Origin of the sequence: Streptomyces sp. MMBL 11-1 (genome assembly GCF_028622875.1) — a bacterium.
Lineage (GTDB): Bacteria > Actinomycetota > Actinomycetes > Streptomycetales > Streptomycetaceae > Streptomyces.
In genome coordinates this window covers 2,033,242-2,051,524 of record NZ_CP117709.1, presented here as the reverse complement: position 1 = coordinate 2,051,524, position 18,283 = coordinate 2,033,242, and the positions used below count along the sequence as shown (strand labels likewise).

General features: G+C 72.7%; 20 protein-coding genes. 4 read left to right on the top strand and 16 right to left on the bottom strand.

The window, feature by feature from the left end; translation table 11 throughout:
* Positions 1 to 48: 48 nt before the first annotated feature.
* From PSQ21_RS08805 to PSQ21_RS08795, 3 genes are all read right to left on the bottom strand, one after another.
* Positions 49 to 1,080 carry a ketoacyl-ACP synthase III gene (locus tag PSQ21_RS08805; RefSeq protein ID WP_274029879.1) on the bottom strand — a complete coding sequence of 344 codons (1,032 nt, stop codon included), beginning with the start codon at positions 1,078 to 1,080 and terminating at the stop codon, positions 49 to 51.
* A gap of 9 nt (positions 1,081 to 1,089) precedes the next feature.
* Entirely contained in the window at positions 1,090 to 2,004 is a 915-nt protein-coding gene (locus PSQ21_RS08800; RefSeq protein ID WP_274029878.1) for an ACP S-malonyltransferase, read from the bottom strand.
* A gap of 89 nt (positions 2,005 to 2,093) precedes the next feature.
* Positions 2,094 to 3,293 carry a PucR family transcriptional regulator gene (locus PSQ21_RS08795; RefSeq protein ID WP_097865906.1) on the bottom strand — a complete coding sequence of 400 codons (1,200 nt, stop codon included), beginning with the start codon at positions 3,291 to 3,293 and terminating at the stop codon, positions 2,094 to 2,096.
* A 175-nt stretch (positions 3,294 to 3,468) separates the two neighbouring features.
* On the opposite strand from PSQ21_RS08795, the gene PSQ21_RS08790 reads away from it, so the two are divergent.
* Positions 3,469 to 4,128, top strand: coding sequence for a pirin family protein (locus tag PSQ21_RS08790; protein ID WP_274029877.1), 660 nt, complete (start codon positions 3,469 to 3,471; stop codon positions 4,126 to 4,128).
* 3 nt (positions 4,129 to 4,131) lie between these two features.
* Here the strand turns inward: PSQ21_RS08790 and PSQ21_RS08785 are convergent, their stop codons facing one another.
* The 5 genes from PSQ21_RS08785 to PSQ21_RS08765 form a co-directional block, all read right to left on the bottom strand.
* On the bottom strand, positions 4,132 to 4,845 hold the full coding sequence (locus PSQ21_RS08785; protein WP_274029876.1) for a DinB family protein: 714 nt from the start codon (positions 4,843 to 4,845) through the stop codon (positions 4,132 to 4,134).
* 117 nt (positions 4,846 to 4,962) lie between these two features.
* Positions 4,963 to 5,379 carry a hypothetical protein gene (locus PSQ21_RS08780; protein ID WP_274029875.1) on the bottom strand — a complete coding sequence of 139 codons (417 nt, stop codon included), beginning with the start codon at positions 5,377 to 5,379 and terminating at the stop codon, positions 4,963 to 4,965.
* Positions 5,380 to 5,425: 46 nt separating this feature from the next.
* Positions 5,426 to 5,929, bottom strand: coding sequence for a GNAT family N-acetyltransferase (locus tag PSQ21_RS08775; RefSeq protein WP_274029874.1), 504 nt, complete (start codon positions 5,927 to 5,929; stop codon positions 5,426 to 5,428).
* Positions 5,930 to 6,275: 346 nt separating this feature from the next.
* Positions 6,276 to 6,545 carry a DUF397 domain-containing protein gene (locus tag PSQ21_RS08770; protein ID WP_274029873.1) on the bottom strand — a complete coding sequence of 90 codons (270 nt, stop codon included), beginning with the start codon at positions 6,543 to 6,545 and terminating at the stop codon, positions 6,276 to 6,278.
* A complete protein-coding gene (locus PSQ21_RS08765) occupies positions 6,529 to 7,353 on the bottom strand; it encodes a helix-turn-helix domain-containing protein (protein WP_274029872.1) in 825 nt (274 codons plus the stop codon). The genes PSQ21_RS08770 and PSQ21_RS08765 overlap by 17 nt, the downstream gene beginning before the upstream one ends.
* Positions 7,354 to 7,435: 82 nt before the next feature.
* On the opposite strand from PSQ21_RS08765, the gene PSQ21_RS08760 reads away from it, so the two are divergent.
* Entirely contained in the window at positions 7,436 to 7,909 is a 474-nt protein-coding gene (locus PSQ21_RS08760; protein ID WP_274029871.1) for an ATP-binding protein, read from the top strand.
* Here the strand turns inward: PSQ21_RS08760 and PSQ21_RS08755 are convergent.
* The 6 genes from PSQ21_RS08755 to PSQ21_RS08730 form a co-directional block, all read right to left on the bottom strand.
* Positions 7,878 to 8,690, bottom strand: a complete 813-nt coding sequence (locus tag PSQ21_RS08755) for a serine hydrolase domain-containing protein (protein WP_274029870.1) — start codon at positions 8,688 to 8,690, stop codon at positions 7,878 to 7,880. The two genes, PSQ21_RS08760 and PSQ21_RS08755, sit on opposite strands and share 32 nt — an antisense overlap.
* An 81-nt stretch (positions 8,691 to 8,771) precedes the next feature.
* On the bottom strand, positions 8,772 to 9,986 hold the full coding sequence (locus tag PSQ21_RS08750; protein WP_274029869.1) for a glycerate kinase family protein: 1,215 nt from the start codon (positions 9,984 to 9,986) through the stop codon (positions 8,772 to 8,774).
* Positions 9,983 to 11,416, bottom strand: coding sequence for an SLC13 family permease (locus PSQ21_RS08745; RefSeq protein WP_274029868.1), 1,434 nt, complete (start codon positions 11,414 to 11,416; stop codon positions 9,983 to 9,985). Before PSQ21_RS08745 ends, PSQ21_RS08750 begins: the two co-directional genes overlap by 4 nt.
* Before the next feature lie 175 nt (positions 11,417 to 11,591).
* Positions 11,592 to 12,251: a response regulator transcription factor gene (locus tag PSQ21_RS08740; protein WP_274029867.1), complete on the bottom strand. Its 660-nt coding sequence runs from the start codon at positions 12,249 to 12,251 to the stop codon at positions 11,592 to 11,594.
* The gene (locus tag PSQ21_RS08735; protein ID WP_274029866.1) at positions 12,248 to 13,672 is read right to left on the bottom strand and encodes a sensor histidine kinase; all 1,425 of its coding nucleotides are present in this window, start codon (positions 13,670 to 13,672) and stop codon (positions 12,248 to 12,250) included. The genes PSQ21_RS08740 and PSQ21_RS08735 overlap by 4 nt, the downstream gene beginning before the upstream one ends.
* Entirely contained in the window at positions 13,662 to 13,955 is a 294-nt protein-coding gene (locus tag PSQ21_RS08730; RefSeq protein ID WP_274029865.1) for a small hydrophilic protein, read from the bottom strand. Before PSQ21_RS08730 ends, PSQ21_RS08735 begins: the two co-directional genes overlap by 11 nt.
* A gap of 201 nt (positions 13,956 to 14,156) precedes the next feature.
* Between PSQ21_RS08730 and PSQ21_RS08725 the strand changes: the two genes are divergently transcribed.
* Both PSQ21_RS08725 and PSQ21_RS08720 read left to right on the top strand, forming a co-directional pair.
* Positions 14,157 to 14,657 (top strand): MerR family transcriptional regulator, encoded by a 501-nt coding sequence (locus PSQ21_RS08725; protein WP_274029864.1) that lies wholly within the window; start codon positions 14,157 to 14,159, stop codon positions 14,655 to 14,657.
* On the top strand, positions 14,657 to 15,685 hold the full coding sequence (locus PSQ21_RS08720) for an aldo/keto reductase (protein ID WP_274029862.1): 1,029 nt from the start codon (positions 14,657 to 14,659) through the stop codon (positions 15,683 to 15,685). The genes PSQ21_RS08725 and PSQ21_RS08720 overlap by 1 nt, the downstream gene beginning before the upstream one ends.
* A 38-nt stretch (positions 15,686 to 15,723) precedes the next feature.
* Here the strand turns inward: PSQ21_RS08720 and PSQ21_RS08715 are convergent, their stop codons facing one another.
* Positions 15,724 to 16,956 carry an acyltransferase family protein gene (locus tag PSQ21_RS08715; protein ID WP_274029860.1) on the bottom strand — a complete coding sequence of 411 codons (1,233 nt, stop codon included), beginning with the start codon at positions 16,954 to 16,956 and terminating at the stop codon, positions 15,724 to 15,726.
* Positions 16,953 to 18,083 carry an alpha/beta hydrolase gene (locus PSQ21_RS08710; RefSeq protein ID WP_274029859.1) on the bottom strand — a complete coding sequence of 377 codons (1,131 nt, stop codon included), beginning with the start codon at positions 18,081 to 18,083 and terminating at the stop codon, positions 16,953 to 16,955. The genes PSQ21_RS08715 and PSQ21_RS08710 overlap by 4 nt, the downstream gene beginning before the upstream one ends.
* Between the last annotated feature and the right edge of the window lie 200 nt (positions 18,084 to 18,283).

The following is an 18,283-nucleotide window of genomic DNA, read 5'->3' as shown; positions in this document are numbered from 1 at the left end:
GTGGGTTTCTTCGGGGTGCGTGCGTACGGACCAAAAGGTCCGGTGTGCCTAGGGGAGAGTAACGACCGTCGCGGCGTAGACGAGACCCGCCCCGAAGCCGATGACGAGCGCGGTGTCGCCGCTCTTCGCCTGACCCGTCGCCAGGAGCCGCTCCATCGCGAGCGGAATCGAGGCGGCGGACGTGTTGCCGGTGGACTCGATGTCACGGGCGACCGTGACGTGCTCCGGCAGTTTCAGGGTCTTCACCATCGAGTCGATGATCCGCATGTTGGCCTGGTGCGGAATGAAGACGTCCAGGTCCTCCGGGGCGATCCCGGCCGCGTCCAGCGCCTGCTGCGCGACCTTGGCCATCTCGAAGACGGCCCAGCGGAAGACCGCCTGGCCCTCCTGTGTGATGGCCGGGAACTTGATCTCGCCCTTCGAGTCGAGCGGCAGCTTGGAGACGTCACCGACGTGCAGGTCGTTCCAGGCCACCGTCTGCTTGATGGTCTCCGACTTGTCGCCCTCGGAGCCCCACACGGTCGGGCCGATGGCCGGCTCCCGGGAGGGGCCGACGACGACCGCGCCCGCGCCGTCACCGAACAGGAAGGCCGTCGCGCGGTCCTCCAGGTCGGTCAGGTCGCTGAGCCGCTCCACGCCGATCACGAGGACGTACTCCGCGGAGCCCTCGACGATCATGCCCTTGGCGAGGGTGAGGCCGTAACCGAAACCAGCGCAGCCGGCCGAGATGTCGAAGGCCGCGGGCTTGCCCGAGCCGATCTTGTGGGCGATCTCGGTGGCGACGGCCGGGGTCTGCTTGAAGTGCGAGACGGTCGAGACGACGACCGCGCCGATCTGCTCGGGATCGATGCCCGCGTCGGCGATGGCCTTGCCGGACGCCTCGATCGACATCGCGGCCACGGTCTCCTCCTCGGAGGCCCAGTGGCGGGTGACGATGCCGGAGCGGGAGCGGATCCACTCGTCGGAGGAGTCGATCGTTTCGAGGATCACCTCGTTCGGCACGACCCGGGTCGGGCGGTAGCCGCCGACCCCGATGATCCGTGCGTACGGGGCGCCCTTGCTGGGCTTGATCTTCGACATGCTCGCTCCTTACACGCCCGCGTGCTCGGAAGCGAGCGCGCGGGCCGCGTCGAGGTCGTCGGGGGTCTTGAGCGCGAGCGTCTTCACGCCGGGCAGCCCGCGCTTGGCGAGCCCGGTCAGCGTGCCGCCGGGGCTCAGCTCGATGAGCGCGGTGACGCCCAGCGACTGGAAGGTCTCCATGCACAGGTCCCAGCGGACCGGGTTGGCGACCTGCCCGACCAGCCGTGCGACGACCTCGGTGCCGGTGGCCACGGTGTGGCCGTCGGCGTTCGAAACGTAACGCACGGTCGGGTCGGAGACCGTGAGGTCGCCGACCGCCGCGCGCAGCTTCTCCACGGCCGGGGCCATGTGATGCGTGTGGAACGCGCCGGCCACCTTGAGCACGACGACCCGGCGCACGCCCTCGGGCATGTCGGCCTCCAGGGCGGCGATCTGGGCGGCGGTGCCCGCGGCGACGATCTGTCCGCCGCCGTTGACGTTGGCCGGGGTCAGGCCGAGCTTCTCCAGGTGCGGGACCGACACCTCGGGGTCGCCGCCGAGGAGGGCCGCCATGCCGGTCTCGGTGACCGCGGCGGCCTCGGCCATGCCGAGCCCCCGGGTGCGGACGAAGCGCAGCGCGGCCTCGTCGTCGATGACACCGGCGAGCGCCGCGGCGGTGATCTCACCGACGCTGTGACCGGCGACGACGGACGGCGTGACGTCCAGGGCGGCCGCCGAGAGCAGTCCGGCGGCGACCAGGAGCGGCTGGGCCACGGCGGTGTCGCGGATCTCGTCCGCGTCGGCGCGTGTGCCGTAGTGGGCAAGGTCGAGCCCGATGGCGTCGGACCAGGCCGCGATGCGGTCGGTGGCACCGGGGAGGTCGAGCCAGGGAGTCAGGAAGCCGGGCGTCTGAGCGCCTTGGCCGGGAGCGACGAGTACGAGCACCCTCACACTCTCTCTTGTGGACGGCTCCGCACGCCCGTGGGGACAGGGACGAAGAACCGTCGGGGGAATTGTTGAAGTCCAACAAAAGTCTAGGACTGAGGATCCGCCGCGGCCAAGCGCCCCAGGATCAGGGCGATCCTCAGCGTGAACGCGGAGCGCACATCGGAAGGCGACCATCCGGTGACGTCGGTCACACGTCGCAGCCGGTAGCGCACGGTGTTGGGGTGCACGAAAAGCATCCGGGCGGCGCCTTCCAGGCTGCTCGCCTGCTCAAGATAGACACTCAGCGTCTCCAGAAGAGCCGAACCGGCCTCTTCCAGCGGTCTGTAGATCTCCTCCACCAGCTGGTCCCGCGCGGCCGGGTCTCCGGCCATCGCCCGCTCCGGGAGGAGATCGTCCGCGAGGACGGGCCGGGGCGCGTCCTGCCACGCCAGGCACGCCTTCAGCCCGGCCGCCGCCGCCTGCGCGGACCGGGTCGCCGCCAGCAGGTCCGGCACCACCGGGCCCGCGACGACCGGTCCGGCGGCGTACGGCCCGATCAGGCCCTTCGCGACCTGGAGCGGGTTGTCGCTGCCGCCCGCGATGACGACGAGGCGGTTGCCCAGGACGCCGGTGAGGACCTGGAGCTTGGCGTGCCGGGCGGCGCGCCGGATCGCCTCCACGGTCAGCTCGCTGTCCCCGTCGGGCGCGGTGCCGAGGATCACGCACACGTGCTCGGGCGAGTTCCAGCCGAGCGCGGCGGCCCGCGACACGGCCCCCTCGTCGGCCTCGCCGGAGAGCACCGCGTTCACCACGAGGGATTCCAGCCGGGCGTCCCAGGCGCCCCGGGCCTCGGCGGCCTGGGCGTAGACCTGGGCGGTGGCGAAGGCGATCTCGCGCGCGTAGACGAGGAGAGCCTCCCGGAGCAGCGACTCGTCGCCCGGGGCGGCCACCTCCTCGATCGCCGTCTCCATGACCTCGATCGTGGTGCGCACCATCTCCACGGTCTGCCGCAGGGTGATGGCCCGGGTCAGTTCGCGCGGAGCGGTGCCGAACACGTCGGTCGAGATGGCCTGCGGGGTTTCGGGATGCCGGAACCACTCGGTGAACGCGGCGATGCCGGCCTGGGCGACCAGGCCGATCCACGACCGGTTCTCCGGAGGCATCGCCCGGTACCACGGCAGCGATTCGTCCATGCGGGCAATCGCGTTCGCGGCCAGCCGGCCGGAGGACTGCTCCAGCCGTTTCAGGGTCGCGGCGTGCAGGTGGGCGTCGTGGGCGGGGGGCTGCTCAGGATCGGGTCGGGGCACGAGGACAAGACTGCCTTATCGGGCCGGTGGATCGGTGGGCCGGGGCGGACGGTGCCCCGTACCGGCAGGTAGGCGAACACCTGACGCAGCCGTTCCGTTCCGGTGGCTGTGCGAGGGGAGCCACTGTTTCGCTCGGGCGGCCGTGCGACGGGCGCCCCCGGGCTACCGTGGCCGGGTGATTTCCGTGCACCGGTCCGATGACCGCTACCCGGGCGGGGACGAGGCTGCCGGGATCGTCACCCGGCACGCCCTCTCCTTCGGCCCCCACTACGACCCGGACAACCTCCGCTTCGGCCCGATCCTGGCCTGCAACGAGGAGCGCCTCGCCCCGGGCGCGGGCTTCGAGGAGCACCCGCACAGCCATACGGAGATCGTCACCTGGGTCGTCGAGGGCGAGCTGACCCACCGCGATTCGGCCGGCCACTCCACCGTTGTCCGCGCCGGGGACGTGGCCCACCTGAGCGCCGCCTCCGGGGTCCGCCACGTCGAACGCAACGACGGCACGGCCCCCTTGACCTTCCTCCAGATGTGGCTGGCCCCCCTGGAGCCGGACGGCGAACCCTCGTACACGGTCGTCCCCGGCATCGCCGACTCCACCCCGTACGCCCTGCCCGGCGCGCGCGCGATGCTCCATGCCCGCCGCCTGGCCGGGGGCGAGCGCACGGCGGTCCCGGACGCGGTGCGCCTGTACGTGCATGTGGTGCGGGGGAGGGTCGCGCTGGGCGGCGAGGAGCTGGGCCCCGGCGACGCCGCCCGGATCACCGGGGCCCAGGGCCTGGAGGCGGTCGCGGTGGCGGGGCCGGCGGAGCTGCTGGTGTGGGAGCTGGCGGGGTGAGTGCTAAGCGGGGACGCGGGCCCGCCAGAGGTCGCGCAGCAGCGCGATCTCGGCCATGTGGTGGATGAGTTCCAGATTGGCGTTGGCCAGCACGCCGATGTACGGGTCGTCGGGGTCGGAGCCGTACGGATACCGCGAGAGGCCGACCGTGTCGAGCTGCTCGTCGGTGAGCGTGGCGATACTCGCGCGGTGCCGGTCGAGGGTCTCCCAGAACCGGTCCAGCGCCAGGGAAGCGGACGGCGTGAAGTCGACCAGCAGGTGCGGGTCCCGCCGCCGTTCGCCGAAGGTCCACTCCCACCGGCCCGCGAAGTCGGAGTGCAGGTGACCGAGCCGCCACGCGATGGTGGTGATCGGCACGACGTCGGGCTCCGGCTCACCGGTGAACGCCAGGACCTCCTCGACCCGTTCGGCGCTGACGCTCCAGTCCTCGGCGATCTTCGCCACGGACATCCCGCCCGCCGCCTGCCGTGCGACCTCCGCGTACTCGCTCGCCGGGATCTCCGGCGCCCCCTTGTCGATGACCCAGGCGCCAGGACCGTACGCCCGGGGCGTCACCGCGTCCTCCCGGCGGCGGATCGACCAGCTTCCGGGGGCCGGCTCCCACAGGTACTCCTCGTCCCCGAGGCCTTTCAGCCTGACCTGAGCCGTCTCCCGCGCCTGGTCGAACTGCTCGATCAGGATGCTCAGCCGGTCGGTCCGCCGATCGTGGTCGTTCATGCGCAGCTCCTCGTCGTCGCGCCCCGGCCAATCCCACGGCGTCCGGAGGGAAGTTAACGGCTCGCCTCCCAGGGGGCGACCGAATTCCCGGGCGGGCGTGACCGGCCGGGAACGCGGTCAGGCCCCGGCGCCCTTCTCCCGCTTCTCCCGCTCGTCCGCGATCCGGTCCAGCTCACGCATCGCCTGGGAGTGCCCGCTCATCCGCCGGCTCACGTGGCCGGTCGTGAACAGCGCGGTCCCCACGAGCGATACGGGAAGGGACAGCCCCAGGACGGCCAGCGCCTCGGGCCAGTCGCGTTCGTCCGCACACCAATCGCCCCGCCAGGCCCCTTCGTTGGCCGTGCCGCCCTCCGTGAACAGGCGCGCCGCGCACTCGTCGGTGTGGCCGTTGCGCGTTTCCACCTCGTAATCCGTCAGAAGCAGAATGGCGCACCATCCCCACAGCAATGCCGACAGGACCAGCAGACCGGCTCCCGCGTCGCGTATACGGGTGGACCGTTCACGGAATTCGAGGTCGTACTCTCGTGATCGCATGGCGGATGAATCTAGCAGCGCGCGGCGTGCGGCCGGCCGGCCCGCCTCACGGCAACGTGCGGGTGAGCCAGACCACTTCGCCGTTCTCCTCCGTGGAGACGTGGTCCCGCTCGAACGCGAGCTTCTCCAGGACGCGGAGCGACGCGGTGTTCCACATGGCGACGGTCGACCAGAGCCGTTTCCGCCCGGTCGCGGCGGCGGCTTGGAGCACCGCGCCGGCCGCCTCGGTGGCATAGCCGTGCCCGTGGGCGCGCTGGAACAGCTCGTACGCGATCTCGGGCTCCTCCAGGGTGGTGCGGCCGATGATCAGCCCGCAGTAGCCGATGAAGTCGCCCTCCTCACGGCGCTGGATGGGCAGCAGGGCGATCCCCGTGGTCTCCGTCGCGGCGAGCAACTCCGCTATGGACGTCCGGATGCGCTCGACCGGGGGTTTCCCCTTGCCGCGTTCGGCGAGCAGGTCGCTGAACTCGGCGGCGTCCGACCCGTCCCACGGTCGCAGGATCAGGCGCTCGGTCTCCAGGTGGAAGGGCATGGTCGCGTAGGCAGACATGGGCTCACTCTGCCACTCCGTCCCCCCGCTCACCCGGGGCCGGGTCCGTCCTTGCGTGCGCGGACGGCCAGAACGGCGACCAGCAGGGTCGGGACGAGCAGGAGCGAGAACGTGATCGCTTGACTTGCTCCTCGGGCTGAAGCCCGAGGTTCATGTTGGTCTGCAGGGCGCTGGTGGTGTATCTCGCCCCCCCCGAGGCTTGGCGCAGACCGATCGGAGTCAGGCGCGAAGCTATGCCGGGGGCCGATTTCCGGGTGACCGGATTTCGTACGCACGCGCTACGACGCCGAGCAGGGCGGTACGGGGGCCAGTTGCCCGTACCGCCCTGCTCCCGGTGAAGGTCGTGTCAGCGCAGCCCGTCGACGAACGCCTGCCAGGCGGGGGCTCCGAGGACGATGGCGGGACCGGTCGGGTTCTTGCTGTCGCGGACGGGGACGGACCCGCAGGGGGAGCCGACGGCGGTCTCGACGCACTCGCCGCCGGTGGTGCCGCTGTACGAGGAGGTCCGCCAGGCCGCGCCGCCGGTCACGGTGCACTCGACGCAGTCGCCGCCGGTGGTGCCGCTGTAGCTGGACTTACGCCATTCCGCGCTCTTCAGGTCAGTGCTGGTCTGCATAACGTTCCTCCATCACGCGGCTGATCCGCGCCGCCGATTCCCCCACGGAGAGGGCGGCGGCTTGCAGATGAGCGTATCGGAGCGAGGCTTCCCTGACCGTTTCTGGATTGGCCGTCATGTGGCCGGAGATGAGGTCCTCGGTGTAGACGATGTCCGGGTCGTCGTCGAAGCGCATGCCGGTGAACGAGCCATCCAAACTGGCGTGTTCGCCAGCCTCGAATGGCAACACCTGAATCCGCATCCAGCGGTGCGCCGAGTAATCCAACAGCTTCTGGAGTTGGGCGCGCATCACCGCAGGGCCGCCGATCGTCCGGTACAGCACCGCCTCGTCCAGGATCGCCCAGGCCAGCGGCGGCCTCTCCCGCTCCAGGATGCGCTGGCGCTCCATGCGAGCCGCCACCAAACGGTCCGGGTCGTCGGGCATGCCGGGGGCCAGCAGCGCCCGCGCGTACTCCTCCGTCTGCAACAGCCCGTAGACCACCTGCGCCTGGTACGTGGAGATGTACGCGGCCTTCGCCTCCATGTCCGCGTACGGCTGGAACCACGTCGGCAACTGGCTCCGCAGCACCAGCCCCACCAGCCGCGAGAACGTCCCGTCCGTCCCCAGCGCCGCGTCCACGCGCTCGGAGAAGTCACGGGTGGGGATCTTCTTCGTCGTCTCGATCTGGCCGACCAGCGAGCCCGTGCAGAAGATGATGGTGCCCAACTGCGGCTGCGTCAGGCCCTGGGCCTCGCGTTGGCGGCGCAACTCCCCGCCGTAGTAGGCGAGCGGGGAAGCGTCGGGATCGAGCGTCTGGATGTTGGCCACGGATGGACCTCCGGGTGCAACGCCTCGCGGCGTTCGTTTCGGTACGTAGCCGAGCGTAGCCATCGCGTCGCAGCCTGGTGACATGAATCACGTACTTGTCCCCCGGAGGGATCCCGGGGAGCCCGTCTACCACGCCGACTTCGCCCTCGGTGAGCACTCCGCCCGGCATCTGCGCCGCATCCTGCGGCTCTACCTCAAGGGCTGGGAGCTGATGTTCCTCGCCGACGCCGCCGAACTGGCGCTCACCGAGCTGATCTCCAACGTCGTGCGGCACGTGCCCGACCGGCGCGGCAAGACCTTCATCTTCCGGCTGCCGCGCGGTGAGGGCATCCGCGTCGAGGTGTCCGACAGCAGCCCCGCCGTGCCCCTCGCCATCACGGGCGATCCGCTGGACGACGGGGGGCGGGGGCTCGTCCTGGTCAATGCCGTCACCGACGACTGGGGCATCATCAAGCGATGGGACGGCAGCGGGAAGACCGTCTGGTTCGAGTGCCTGACGCCGCCGGAGAAGGGCGGCAGCCGGTTCAGGACAGCTCGGCCAGAACCGCGTCCGTGAACGGCGTCCATGCCTCCGCCGCCCACGGCCCGAAGGCGCGGTCGGTCAGCGCGACGCAGGCCGCGCCCGCCACCGGGTCGATCCAGAGGAACGTGCCCGACTGGCCGAAGTGCCCGAAGGTGGCGGGGGAGGACGTGTTCCCCGTCCAGTGCGGGGACTTGGCGTCGCGGATCTCGAAGCCGAGGCCCCAGTCGTTCGGGTTCTGGTGGCCGTAGCCCGGCAGCACGCCCTTGAGGCCCGGATGGACGACGGTCTGGGCCTCCAGGACCGTACGCGGGTCGAGGAGGCGGGGGGCCTGCACCTCGGCGGCGAAGCGGACCAGGTCGGCCACGGTGGAGACGCCGTCGCGGGCGGGGGAGCCGTCCAGGGTCGTGGACGTCATGCCCAGCGGCTCCAGGACCGCCTGGCGCAGGTACTCCGCGAACGGAATGCCGGACGCCTTGGCGATGTGGTCGCCCAGCACCTCGAAGCCCGCGTTGGAGTACAGGCGGCGGTTGCCGGGCGGGGCCGTCACCCGGTGCTCGTCGAAGGCCAGCCCGCTGGTGTGGGCGAGGAGGTGGCGGACCGTGGAGCCCTCGGGCCCGGCCGGCTCGTCCAGCTCGACCGCCCCCTCCTCGTACGCCACCAGGGCCGCGTAGGCCGCGAGCGGCTTGGTGACCGAGGCGAGGGGGAAGCGGTGGTCGGCCGGCCCGTGCGTGCCGAGGACCGTGCCGTCCGACCGTACGACGGCGGCTGCCGCCGTCGTGACCGGCCAGGTGTCGATGATGCGCAGGCTCTCCATGGCTCCGAGCCTAACGGCCGCGCGAACCGCTGGGCCCCGGGCCCTGAGGAGCCGGGAGCCCGGGACGTAGGGCGTGCGCCGTCAGGCTGCGGCCAGCGGGGCGAGCCGGGTGCCGAGCGCCATGATCCGCATCGCGCGCTCCGTGGCGTCGGCCAGGAACTCGCCGCTCCTGCCGATCGCCTCCACCAGCGTCATCGGCGCGGGCAGGATCGAGCTGTACGCGTCCACGCCCACCGCCCGGACGTCCTGCGCGCCCGGCCCGATCGTCCCGGCCAGCACCAGGACCGGCACCCCGGCGGCCTGGGCCCGCCGGGCGACCTCCGCCGGGATCTTCCCGCGTACGGTCTGGTGGTCGAGCGCCCCCTCCGCCGTGATCACGAAGTCGGCGCGGGCGAGGCGCGCGTCCAGGTCGAGACCGTCGAGCAGCACGTCGTAACGGGGGAGCAGGCGCGCGCCCACGGCGGCGAGGCCGGCCCCGAGGCCGCCGGACGCACCCGTGCCGGGAGCCGTACGCAGGTCGACCGGAGCACCGGTCGCCGGGGCGAAGGCCGGGGCCAGGTCCCGGGTGAGGACGTCGGCCAGCCGCTCCAGGCCCGCCGAGAGCAGCTCCACCTCCGCCGGGGTCGCCCCCTTCTGCGGCCCGAACACCCGGGCCACCCCGCGCTTCCCGCACAGCACGTTGTACGGGTTGCAGGCCACGAGCAGTTCCGTGCGGGCCAGCCGCGGGTCGAGGCCGGACGGGTCGACGTGCTCCAGCTCGTGCAACGCCCCGCCGCCCCGGCGCAGTTCACGGCCGTGCCGGTCGGTCAGCCGGGCCCCGAGCGCCTGGAGGGCGCCCGCGCCGCCGTCCGACGTACCGGAGTCGCCACAGCCGACGAGGATGCGCCGGGCCCCCGCGTCCAGGGCCGCCCGGATCAGCTCGCCGACGCCGTACGTGGTGGTCGCGCCCGGGTGGCGCAGGCCCGGCGGCACCAGGGCGAGGCCCGCGACGGCGGCCATCTCCACGACGGCGGTCAGCGGTCCCGGCCCGCCCAGCAGCGCGAAGTGCGAGGCGACCGGATCGCCCACCGGGCCCGTCGCGGTGACCGGGACCAGTCGGCCGCCGCCCGCCAGGGCCAGCGCCTCGGCCGTGCCCTCGCCGCCGTCCACCAGCGGGATGAGGTCGAGATCGGCGTCGGGGATTACCCGCCGTACGCCGAGGGCGATGGCCTCGGCCACCTGGGCGGCCGAGAGGGACTCCTTGAAACCGCTGGGGGCGATGGCGATGCGGTGGGAGGGGCGGGTCGGACGGGTCATGGCTGGGTCTCCAGGAGGACGGGCACGCCGAGCAACGGCCAGACGGCGAGGGCGAAGACGAGGACGAGCGCGGCGGTGAGCGGCGCGAGGAACGCGGACAGCCGCAGCAGGTCGCGCGGGGTGTAGGTCGGGGTGCCGGGTACGTCCGCGAAGAGCGCGACCGGCTTGGCCGAGGAGGGCAGCGTGTGGCAGAAGCCGGCGGCGGCCGTGGACGCCAGCGCCGCCGTGACCGGGTTGACCCCGGCCCCGACCGCCGCCGCGATCACCAGCGGGACCAGCACGGAGGACCGGGCGGAACGCGACTGGAGCGCCAGATGGGCGGCCGTGCTGACGACGACCACTCCGGTCAGGAACACCCACGGGGGCGTGGACGCCCCCAGGGGTATCCAGCCCACCAGCCAGTCGGCCGCACCCGAGTCGGAGAGGGCGACGCCCATCGCCATGGTGGCGGCCATGAACAGCAGCAGCGGCCAGGGAACCGTCTTCAGGCCGTCCTTGAAGCGCACGGTCCCCAGCGCCGGAGAGGTCGCCACCAGCGCGCCGATGAGCGCGACCACGGCGGGCGACACCCCGTGCAGGGGTTCGCTGCACCAGAGCAGGACGACCGTCGACAGCAGGAGCAGGCACCGGGACTCCGCCGGGCTGAACGGTCCCTCGACGGCGGTCTCGGAGTGCTCCTGGATCTGCGCCGCCGTGATGGTGACGGAGCCCTTGCGGTCGGAGCGCCGGGTCGTCGTGAACAGCACCAGTTCGGCGGCGAGATGGGAGGAGACGACCGCCAACGGCATCCCCACTACCAGCCACTGCACGAAGCTCAGCTGCTCGCCGGTCTGCTCCCAGAGCACCCCGACGGTGATCAGGTGCGCCCCCGCGCCGATCAGGGTCGCGACGGCCGACAGCAGGATGACCGTGGGGAAGAGCAGCGCCAGCATCACCACCAGACGGCCGCGCTCACGCAGGGCGGCGGCCAGCGCCAGGAAGACCGGGAGCGCCAGGGCGGCACGCCCCGACGTGGCCGGCACGGCGAACGCGGTGACGACCAGTCCGGCCGTGGTCAGGTGCACCAGCTGGCGCACGGTCCTCGCCCCGCCGACCAGGAAGACGGCGGCCCGGCCGGCCAGACCGGTCCGGGTCACGGCCGCCGCCAGGACGAAGGCGCAGATCAGCAGCCACACCGTCTCGTCGCCCAGGGTGGCGAACAGGGTCTCGCTGCTGATCACCCCCGTGACCGTCAGCGCCAGGCCCGCGCCGAGCGCGATGTAGGCGTCGTCCACCGGCGTGGCGATCCAGGCGGCGGTGGCGAGGGCGAAGACGGCGAGGGAGAGCCGCCCGTCGACGCTGAGACCGGGGGCGGCGCCGGGGACGGCGAGGAGAGCGCAGAGTCCGAGGACGGCACAGAGGCCGACGGTCTGCCGGAGTGGTAGAGGCACGCTGTACAGCCTCCGAAGGCGGGGTGAGCGCCTGATGAGTGTCCGGTGAAGGCCTTTTCATCAAGCTCGCCGAGCGGTCCGCACCCCGCGGCCGAGGCATCCCGGGAACGCGAAAGGCCCCGCCCCGGGAACGCGGGGCGGGGCTCCGGCCCAGGTCAGGGCCCGGGGGCCGGGCTCAGGGCAGGCGGTAGCCCATGCCCCGGATCGTCTCCAGCCGTTCCGCGCCCAGCTTCCGGCGCAGCGCGCGAACGTACACGTCCACGATGTTGGAGCCGGGATCGAAGTCGTACCCCCACACATGGGACAGGATCTGCTCGCGCGACAGCACCTGACCGGGGTGGCGCAGGAACATCTCCAGCAGCACGAACTCGCGCGCCGTCAGATCCACCGTCCGCTCGCCCGCGCGCGCCCGGCGCGTCCGCAGGTCCAGGGCGAGGCTGCCGCTGCGCAACATGGTGACCTCGGGCGCGCGGGCGGCGGTGCGCTGCCGCAGCCGTACCCGGGCGAGCAGCTCCTCGAAGCGGAACGGCTTCGTCATCCAGTCGTCGGCCCCGCCTTCGAGCCCGGCCACCGTGTCCCGCACGGAGTCGCGGGCGGTGAGCACGATGACCGGCAGCGTGACGCGGGCCTCGCGCAGCTCCCGCAGCACGGTGAAACCGTCCCGGCCGGGCAGGCCGATGTCGAGCACCATCAGGTCGAACCCGCCGGACAGGGCGTGGCTCAGCGCCAGGTCCCCGTCCTCGGCGACGACCGTGGTGAAGCCGTTGGCGCGCAGCCCCTTCTGGACGAACGAGGCGATGCGTTCCTCGTCCTCGGCGATCAGGATGCGATTCATGTGGCGGTCTCCAGCGTGAGTACGAAGGTGGCTCCGCCGCCCTCGGTCCGGCGTAGTTCGACGCGGCCGTGGTGACCCTCCGCGATGGCCTTCACGATCGCGAGGCCGAGCCCCGCGCCGCTCGTGCGGGTCCCGCGCCGGGACGTCCCCCGGCGGAACCGCTCGAAGATCACCTCGGCGTCCTCCGGCGGAATCCCGGGCCCGTGGTCGGCGACGTACAGCTCGACGCGGTTCTCCTCGGCCCGCGAGCCGATCCGGATGCGCTGGCCGGGCACGGTGTGCTGGACGGCGTTCTGCGCGAGCTGCACCATCGCCTGTGTCATCCGCTGCTCGTCCAGGCGCACTTCGAGGTCCGCGACGCCGTCGAGCTGCCACTCCCGGTCGCCGAGGGTCCGCACCTTCACGAACACGTCGGCGGTCAGCTCCGCGAGCTGGACGGGTTCGGGGCGCACGAAGTCGGGGCGCTCGGCCCCCGCGAGCAGGAGCAGGTCCTCGACGATGCGGCTCATCCGGTCCAGCTCGTCCGTGACCAGCCGCACCGTCTCCTCCCGGTCCGCCGGGTCGTCGCCCATCAGCTCCAGGTGGCCCCGGACGATGGTGATGGGGGTGCGCAGCTCGTGCCCGGCGTCGTCGACGAAGACCCGCTGCGCGGCGAACGCCCGCTCCAGCCGGTCGAGCATCGCGTTGAACGTCGCGGCGAGGGCCGCGATGTCGTCCCGGCCCTCCACGGGGATGCGCCGGGTGAGGTCCTGCTCGGTCAGCTCCGCCGCCGTCGTCCGGACGAGCCGGACGGGCGCGAGGATGCGGCCGGCGACGGCCCAGCCGACCCCGGTCGTCATCAGCAGCGCCACCCCGGACAGGGCGAGCAGCATCCAGAACGTCTTGTCGGCGACGGCCCGTTCGCGCTCCGGGTGAAAGGCGACGACGAACGCCCCGGGCTCCTTGCCCGCGGCAGGTCCGATGGCGACCTTGGCCCAGCGCACCTCGCCCTGCGGACGGTCCAGCGTCCCGAAGGAGTCCTTGGAGGCGTGGATCCGGGTGAGCGAGGCGTCGTCCTTCCACAGCGCGATGTCCTGCGGCAGTTCGCGGCGCTGCCGGATGGCGTGGGGCCGCTCGCCGGGACGGCCGGTCAGGCCCAGCAGCTCCTCGTCGGGGTCGGCGTACTGCCGTTGCAGATAGATGCGGAGCAGCTTGTCCACGGTGTCGAACCGGCCACCGGTGTCCGGGTCCACCCCTTGCGGAACGAAGTTCGCGAACTCGCCGGTCTCCTGGGTGAGCAGCTTGCTGATGCGGTGGTCCACGTCCCGCTGGAGGATCGAACGCACGGTGACGGCGACCGCGCCCAGCGCGACCGCCATCACGACCAGCAACCACAGCAGGATCCGTACCCGGGCGGAAATCCTCGGAAAGCTAACCGTCATCGCCGAAGTCGTCGTCATCGTCGTCGTCGGCCGCGGAGGGGCCCGGGACGACGGAGCTGTCCGGTGTACGGGACGGGGTGGGGGAGCCGCTCGGCGTCGGGGCGCCGGTCGGCGACGTGACACCGCTCGGCGGCGGGGTGCCGCGCGGGCTCTCCTCCAGTTGGACGGTGGGAGGCACCTTCGGCGCCTCCGAGGTGTCGGTCATGGCATAGCTGGTGGCCGCTATGCCGAGGGGCACGGCGACGACGGCTGCCAGGGCCGCCAGACGAGGTGAGAAAGCCATGTATTCACCCTGACTGTCCCGGACGGTAAAAACATGAAGCGAAGATGAACAATCCTTCATCTTCGGTGTGCGTCCCGTCCATCTGGCGCGATGCGCGCCCCGTCCATCGGGGGAGCGCCTAGCCCGAAGAACCGCCGTTCCGCCCGCTGCGCCAGGTTCCCCCTTGCTTCGAGTGCACTCCAAGGATCTAGCGTGGAGGGCATGACGGTGATCGACGGAACCTCCCGGAGCACTCCCGCGACCATCGCGCACCCGCCGCCCTCACCGGCGGTGGACGCCTGCGCGGCCGCCCCGAAGGAGCACCCCCGCCCGGCGGGCAGGGACAGCTACACGATCAGTGAGGTCGTCGCCTTCACCGGACTCACCGCGCACACGCTCCGCTGGTACGAGCGCATCGGGCTCATGCCCCACGTCGACCGCTCGCACACCGGGCAGCGCCGCTTCAGCAACCGCGACCTCGACTGGCTGGCCTTCGTCGGCAAGCTGCGGCTGACCGGGATGCCGGTCGCCGACATGGTGCGGTACGCGGAGCTGCTGCGCGAGGGGGAGTCCACCTTCGAGGAACGGCAGGAGCTGCTGGAGGCGACCCGCCGCGACGTGATCACGCGGATCGCGGAGCTCCACGACACCCTCGCCGTCCTCGACCACAAGATCGAGTTCTACGCGGGCGCCCGCAGGGCGCCGGAGAGGCACAGCGCCTGATGACCGACAACGACAGGAACACGATCGCCACCGTCGGACTCGGCGGCGACGGCGGGCCGCGGGTCGGCGTCCAGGGCCTCGGCTGCATGGGCATGAGCGAGTTCTACGGCGACACCGATGAGCGCTCCGCCCGGGACACCCTGGACGCGGCCCTGGAAGCCGGCGTCACGCTCCTCGACACCGCCGACGTCTACGGGCGCGGGGCCAACGAGGAGTTCCTGGCACCGTTCGTCCGGGCCCACCGGGACGAGATCACCCTCGCCACCAAGTTCGCGCTGGTGCGCTCCGACGACCCCGGGTACCGGGGCGTGAGCAACGACCCCGCGTACATCCGCACCGCCGTCGAAGCGAGCCTCCGGCGGCTGGACACGGACGTCATCGACCTCTACTACATGCACCGCCACGACCCGGCCGTCCCGTTCGCCGAATCGGTCGGCGCGATGGCGGAGCTGGTCCAGCAGGGCAAGGTCCGGCAGATCGGGCTGAGCGAGGTCACCGGCCCCGAGCTGCGTGAGGCGCACGCCGTGCACCCGATCGCCGCCCTCCAGTCGGAGTGGTCCCTCTTCAGCCGGGACGTGGAGAAGAGCGCGCTCGGTGCGGCGGTGGAGCTGGGCGTCACCCTCGTGCCGTACTCGCCGCTGGGCCGGGGCTTCCTCACCGGGGCCTTCACCGACGCGGGCAAGGACCTGGGCGAGGGCGATTTCCGTAAGCAGCAGCCGCGCTTCACCGGCGACAACGCCCGTGCCAACGCGGCCCTCCTGGAGCCCGTCCACCGGATCGCCGCAGCACACGGGGCGACCGCCGCGCAGGTGGCCCTCGCCTGGGTCCAGCAGCGGGCCCGGGTGCACGGGCTGACCGTGGTCCCGATCCCCGGGACCCGTAAGCGGAGCCGCCTGCTGGAGAACGTGGCCGCGACCGGGCTGACGCTGACGGCCGGGGAGCTGGACCTGCTGGAGCCGATCGCGGGCCGGGTGGCGGGGGACCGGTACCCGGACATGAGCAGCACGGCGACGGTGCGGGAGCGGTAGCCCGGACGGCCCCACCCGGGTACCACACCCTCGGGGCCTCACGCCAGCCCCAGCGCGAACACCGCGAACCCCGCCGCGAGCAGCCCCGCCAGGGCGCGGCGGGCGTTCGCGGCGCGGGTGCCCGCCTGCCACGGAGCCTCGAAGCGGCGCGCGTACCGGGCGATCAGCACCAGCAGCCCCGCGAACACCGGCAGCCAGGCGATCCGGGCGAGGATCCAGCCCACCGTGTCCGGCGCGGTCGTCAGCCCCGCCACCGCCGTGCCCGCCGCCCCCGCGAGCGAGGCCGGTACGGCGGCGGCCAGCATCGCGGTCTGGTGCCAGCACAGGATCGTCATCGCCGACAGGTTGATCACCACGACCGGCGCCCAGAGCAGCGGCTTGCGCAACAGCCGCCCGAGCCGGTCGCGCAGCAGGATCGCCGCCCCGCTCTGCGTCGCGGCCAACGCCACCACCAGCAGCGACGGCGGATGAGAGTTCGTCCGCGCCTCGCCCGGCACCCCGACCATCGACGCCGGGTAGTGGAAGGCGAGCAGCAGCGCGGCGAACAGCACCCCGCCGCCGATCAGCAGCAGCCGGGCCCCGCGCCTCCCGATCCGGCCCTCGCCCCAGGACACGCCCAGCTGATAGGCGAAGAGCCAGCCGGGCAGGATGTTGAGCACGCTCAGCCAGGACGGCATCGCCTCGGCGAACGGCCCGTAGCGCAGGAAGTCCACCACCGCGACGGACGCCAGCAGCGGCAGCGCCGCCCACCCGCCGAGCTTCCGCGCCAGCGTGACGCAGACCGGGGTGAGGGCCGTGACCACGGTGTAGACCCCGACGAACCAGAGCGGCTGGATCACCAGCGTCGACCCCGTACGCAGGGTGTCGCCCGGCACGCCCAGCGCGGACAGCACCGCCAGCAGTACCGCCCACACGGCGGTCACACCGAGCACCGGCCGGCCGAGGCGGGCCAGCCGGCCGCCCAGCCAGGCGGCCGTCGTCGAGGCCCGGCGGCGGAAGGAGAGCACCGAGGCGTACCCGCCGACGAGGAAGAAGATCCCCAGCATCTGGAGCACCCAGCTCGCGGGCGCCAGCCCGGCGAAGGTCGACAGCGGGCTCGCGTTGTGCAGGCCGTCGGCGTCCAGCCGGAACCCGCCGAGCATCCAGTGGCCGAGCGGCACGGCGAGCAGCGCCAGGGCCCGCAGGCCGTCGATCGCCCGGTCGCGGTGGGCGGGGGTGGACGCGTCGATACGGGCCGCGAGCCGCCGGCCGTTCTTCAGCAGGGCGTTCATCGGGCCGCGCCTTCCAGGGCCGGGGCGGCCTCCAGCACCGGGGCGGCATCTGCCGGGCCCGGTTCCGCCGTGTCCGGGGCGGGCGCCGCCACGTCACCGCGCGCGATGGCGGCGAAGGTCCGCAGCGAATCCGTCCCGGGTTCGAAGTAGCCGGCGTGCCCCCGTGCCTCGTCCGCCGGTACACGGCGGGCGCCGAACGCCGGATCGGCCGGGTCCGTCCCGTGACCGAGGCCCGCGAAGCGCACGTTGGGCACATCGTCGATCCAGTCGGTCGGGTCCTTCGCCGCCCAGACCCGGGCGTCCGTCCGCAGCCCGCCCACGTCGTCGGCGCGCATCCCGGGGGAGCCGAGGACCACCAGGTCGGTGGCGGGAAGGCGGTGCGCGGCCAGGCCGCAGACCACCGAGCCGTAGCTGTGGCAGAACACGGCGGGCGCGGGCAGCCCGTCCGCCGCCAGGCCCTCCGTGAACCGGGTCAGCCGCCCGGCCCCCGCCTCCGCGAGTCGGCCGGTGGCCGCGTCGAGCCCGACGCCCACCGGGGTGGTGTACCCGACCCAGGCGATGACGGCGGTCCCCGGACCGGCCGCCGTGTGCAGGGTCCTGGCCATGCCGGCCGGAGCCCCGTGGCTCACGACCTTCCGGTCGAAGGTCCCGGCGTCGTTGTCGGACCCCGGCACCACCACCGAGACCCGGTGCGCCGTGCGCAGGTCCCCGAAGACCTCGGCGACCTGACCGCGTCCGCGCGGGTCGAACGCGAGGATCTGGCGGCCGGGGGCGGCGAGCGAGCGGTAGCGGGGGTCTTCCTCGGCGGCCAGCGCGAGGGAGTTGGCGCGGTAGCGCAGTTCGAGGGGCGTCCCGTCGAGATTGCCGACGACGGACGGATGACGTACGAGCAGGAGTTGCCGCTCGTCGGCGCTCAACCCGGCGAAGAACGAAGCGACTTCGGCGGGCGTGGCCCGCTCCGGGTCCGGCAGCCCCAGCCCCGGCGTCCGGTCCGCCCGCCACTGCGCACTGCCCGGCGGCGGGCCGGTCAGCGCCTGCTGCGCATCCGTCGAAACCCAGCCCGCGGTCCCTGTCACCACGCTGGTTGCCAGTGCGAACGCGACCATGGTCCTCGCGTATCGGCGCATCGTGCCCTCCCTCTCCGGATCCGCACCGACCGGTGCGACCGGGAGGAAGGTAGGAAGAGGACGGGTGAGGGGGCGTCACACCGGAGGGCCAACCGCGGGGTGATACCCGGGTAGGGGGTGGACGAGGCGCACACCCGGAGAAGGCCGTTCGGCGGGGGCGGCCCCCGTGCGCACGGAGCGCCGTACGGCGGGGGCGGCGC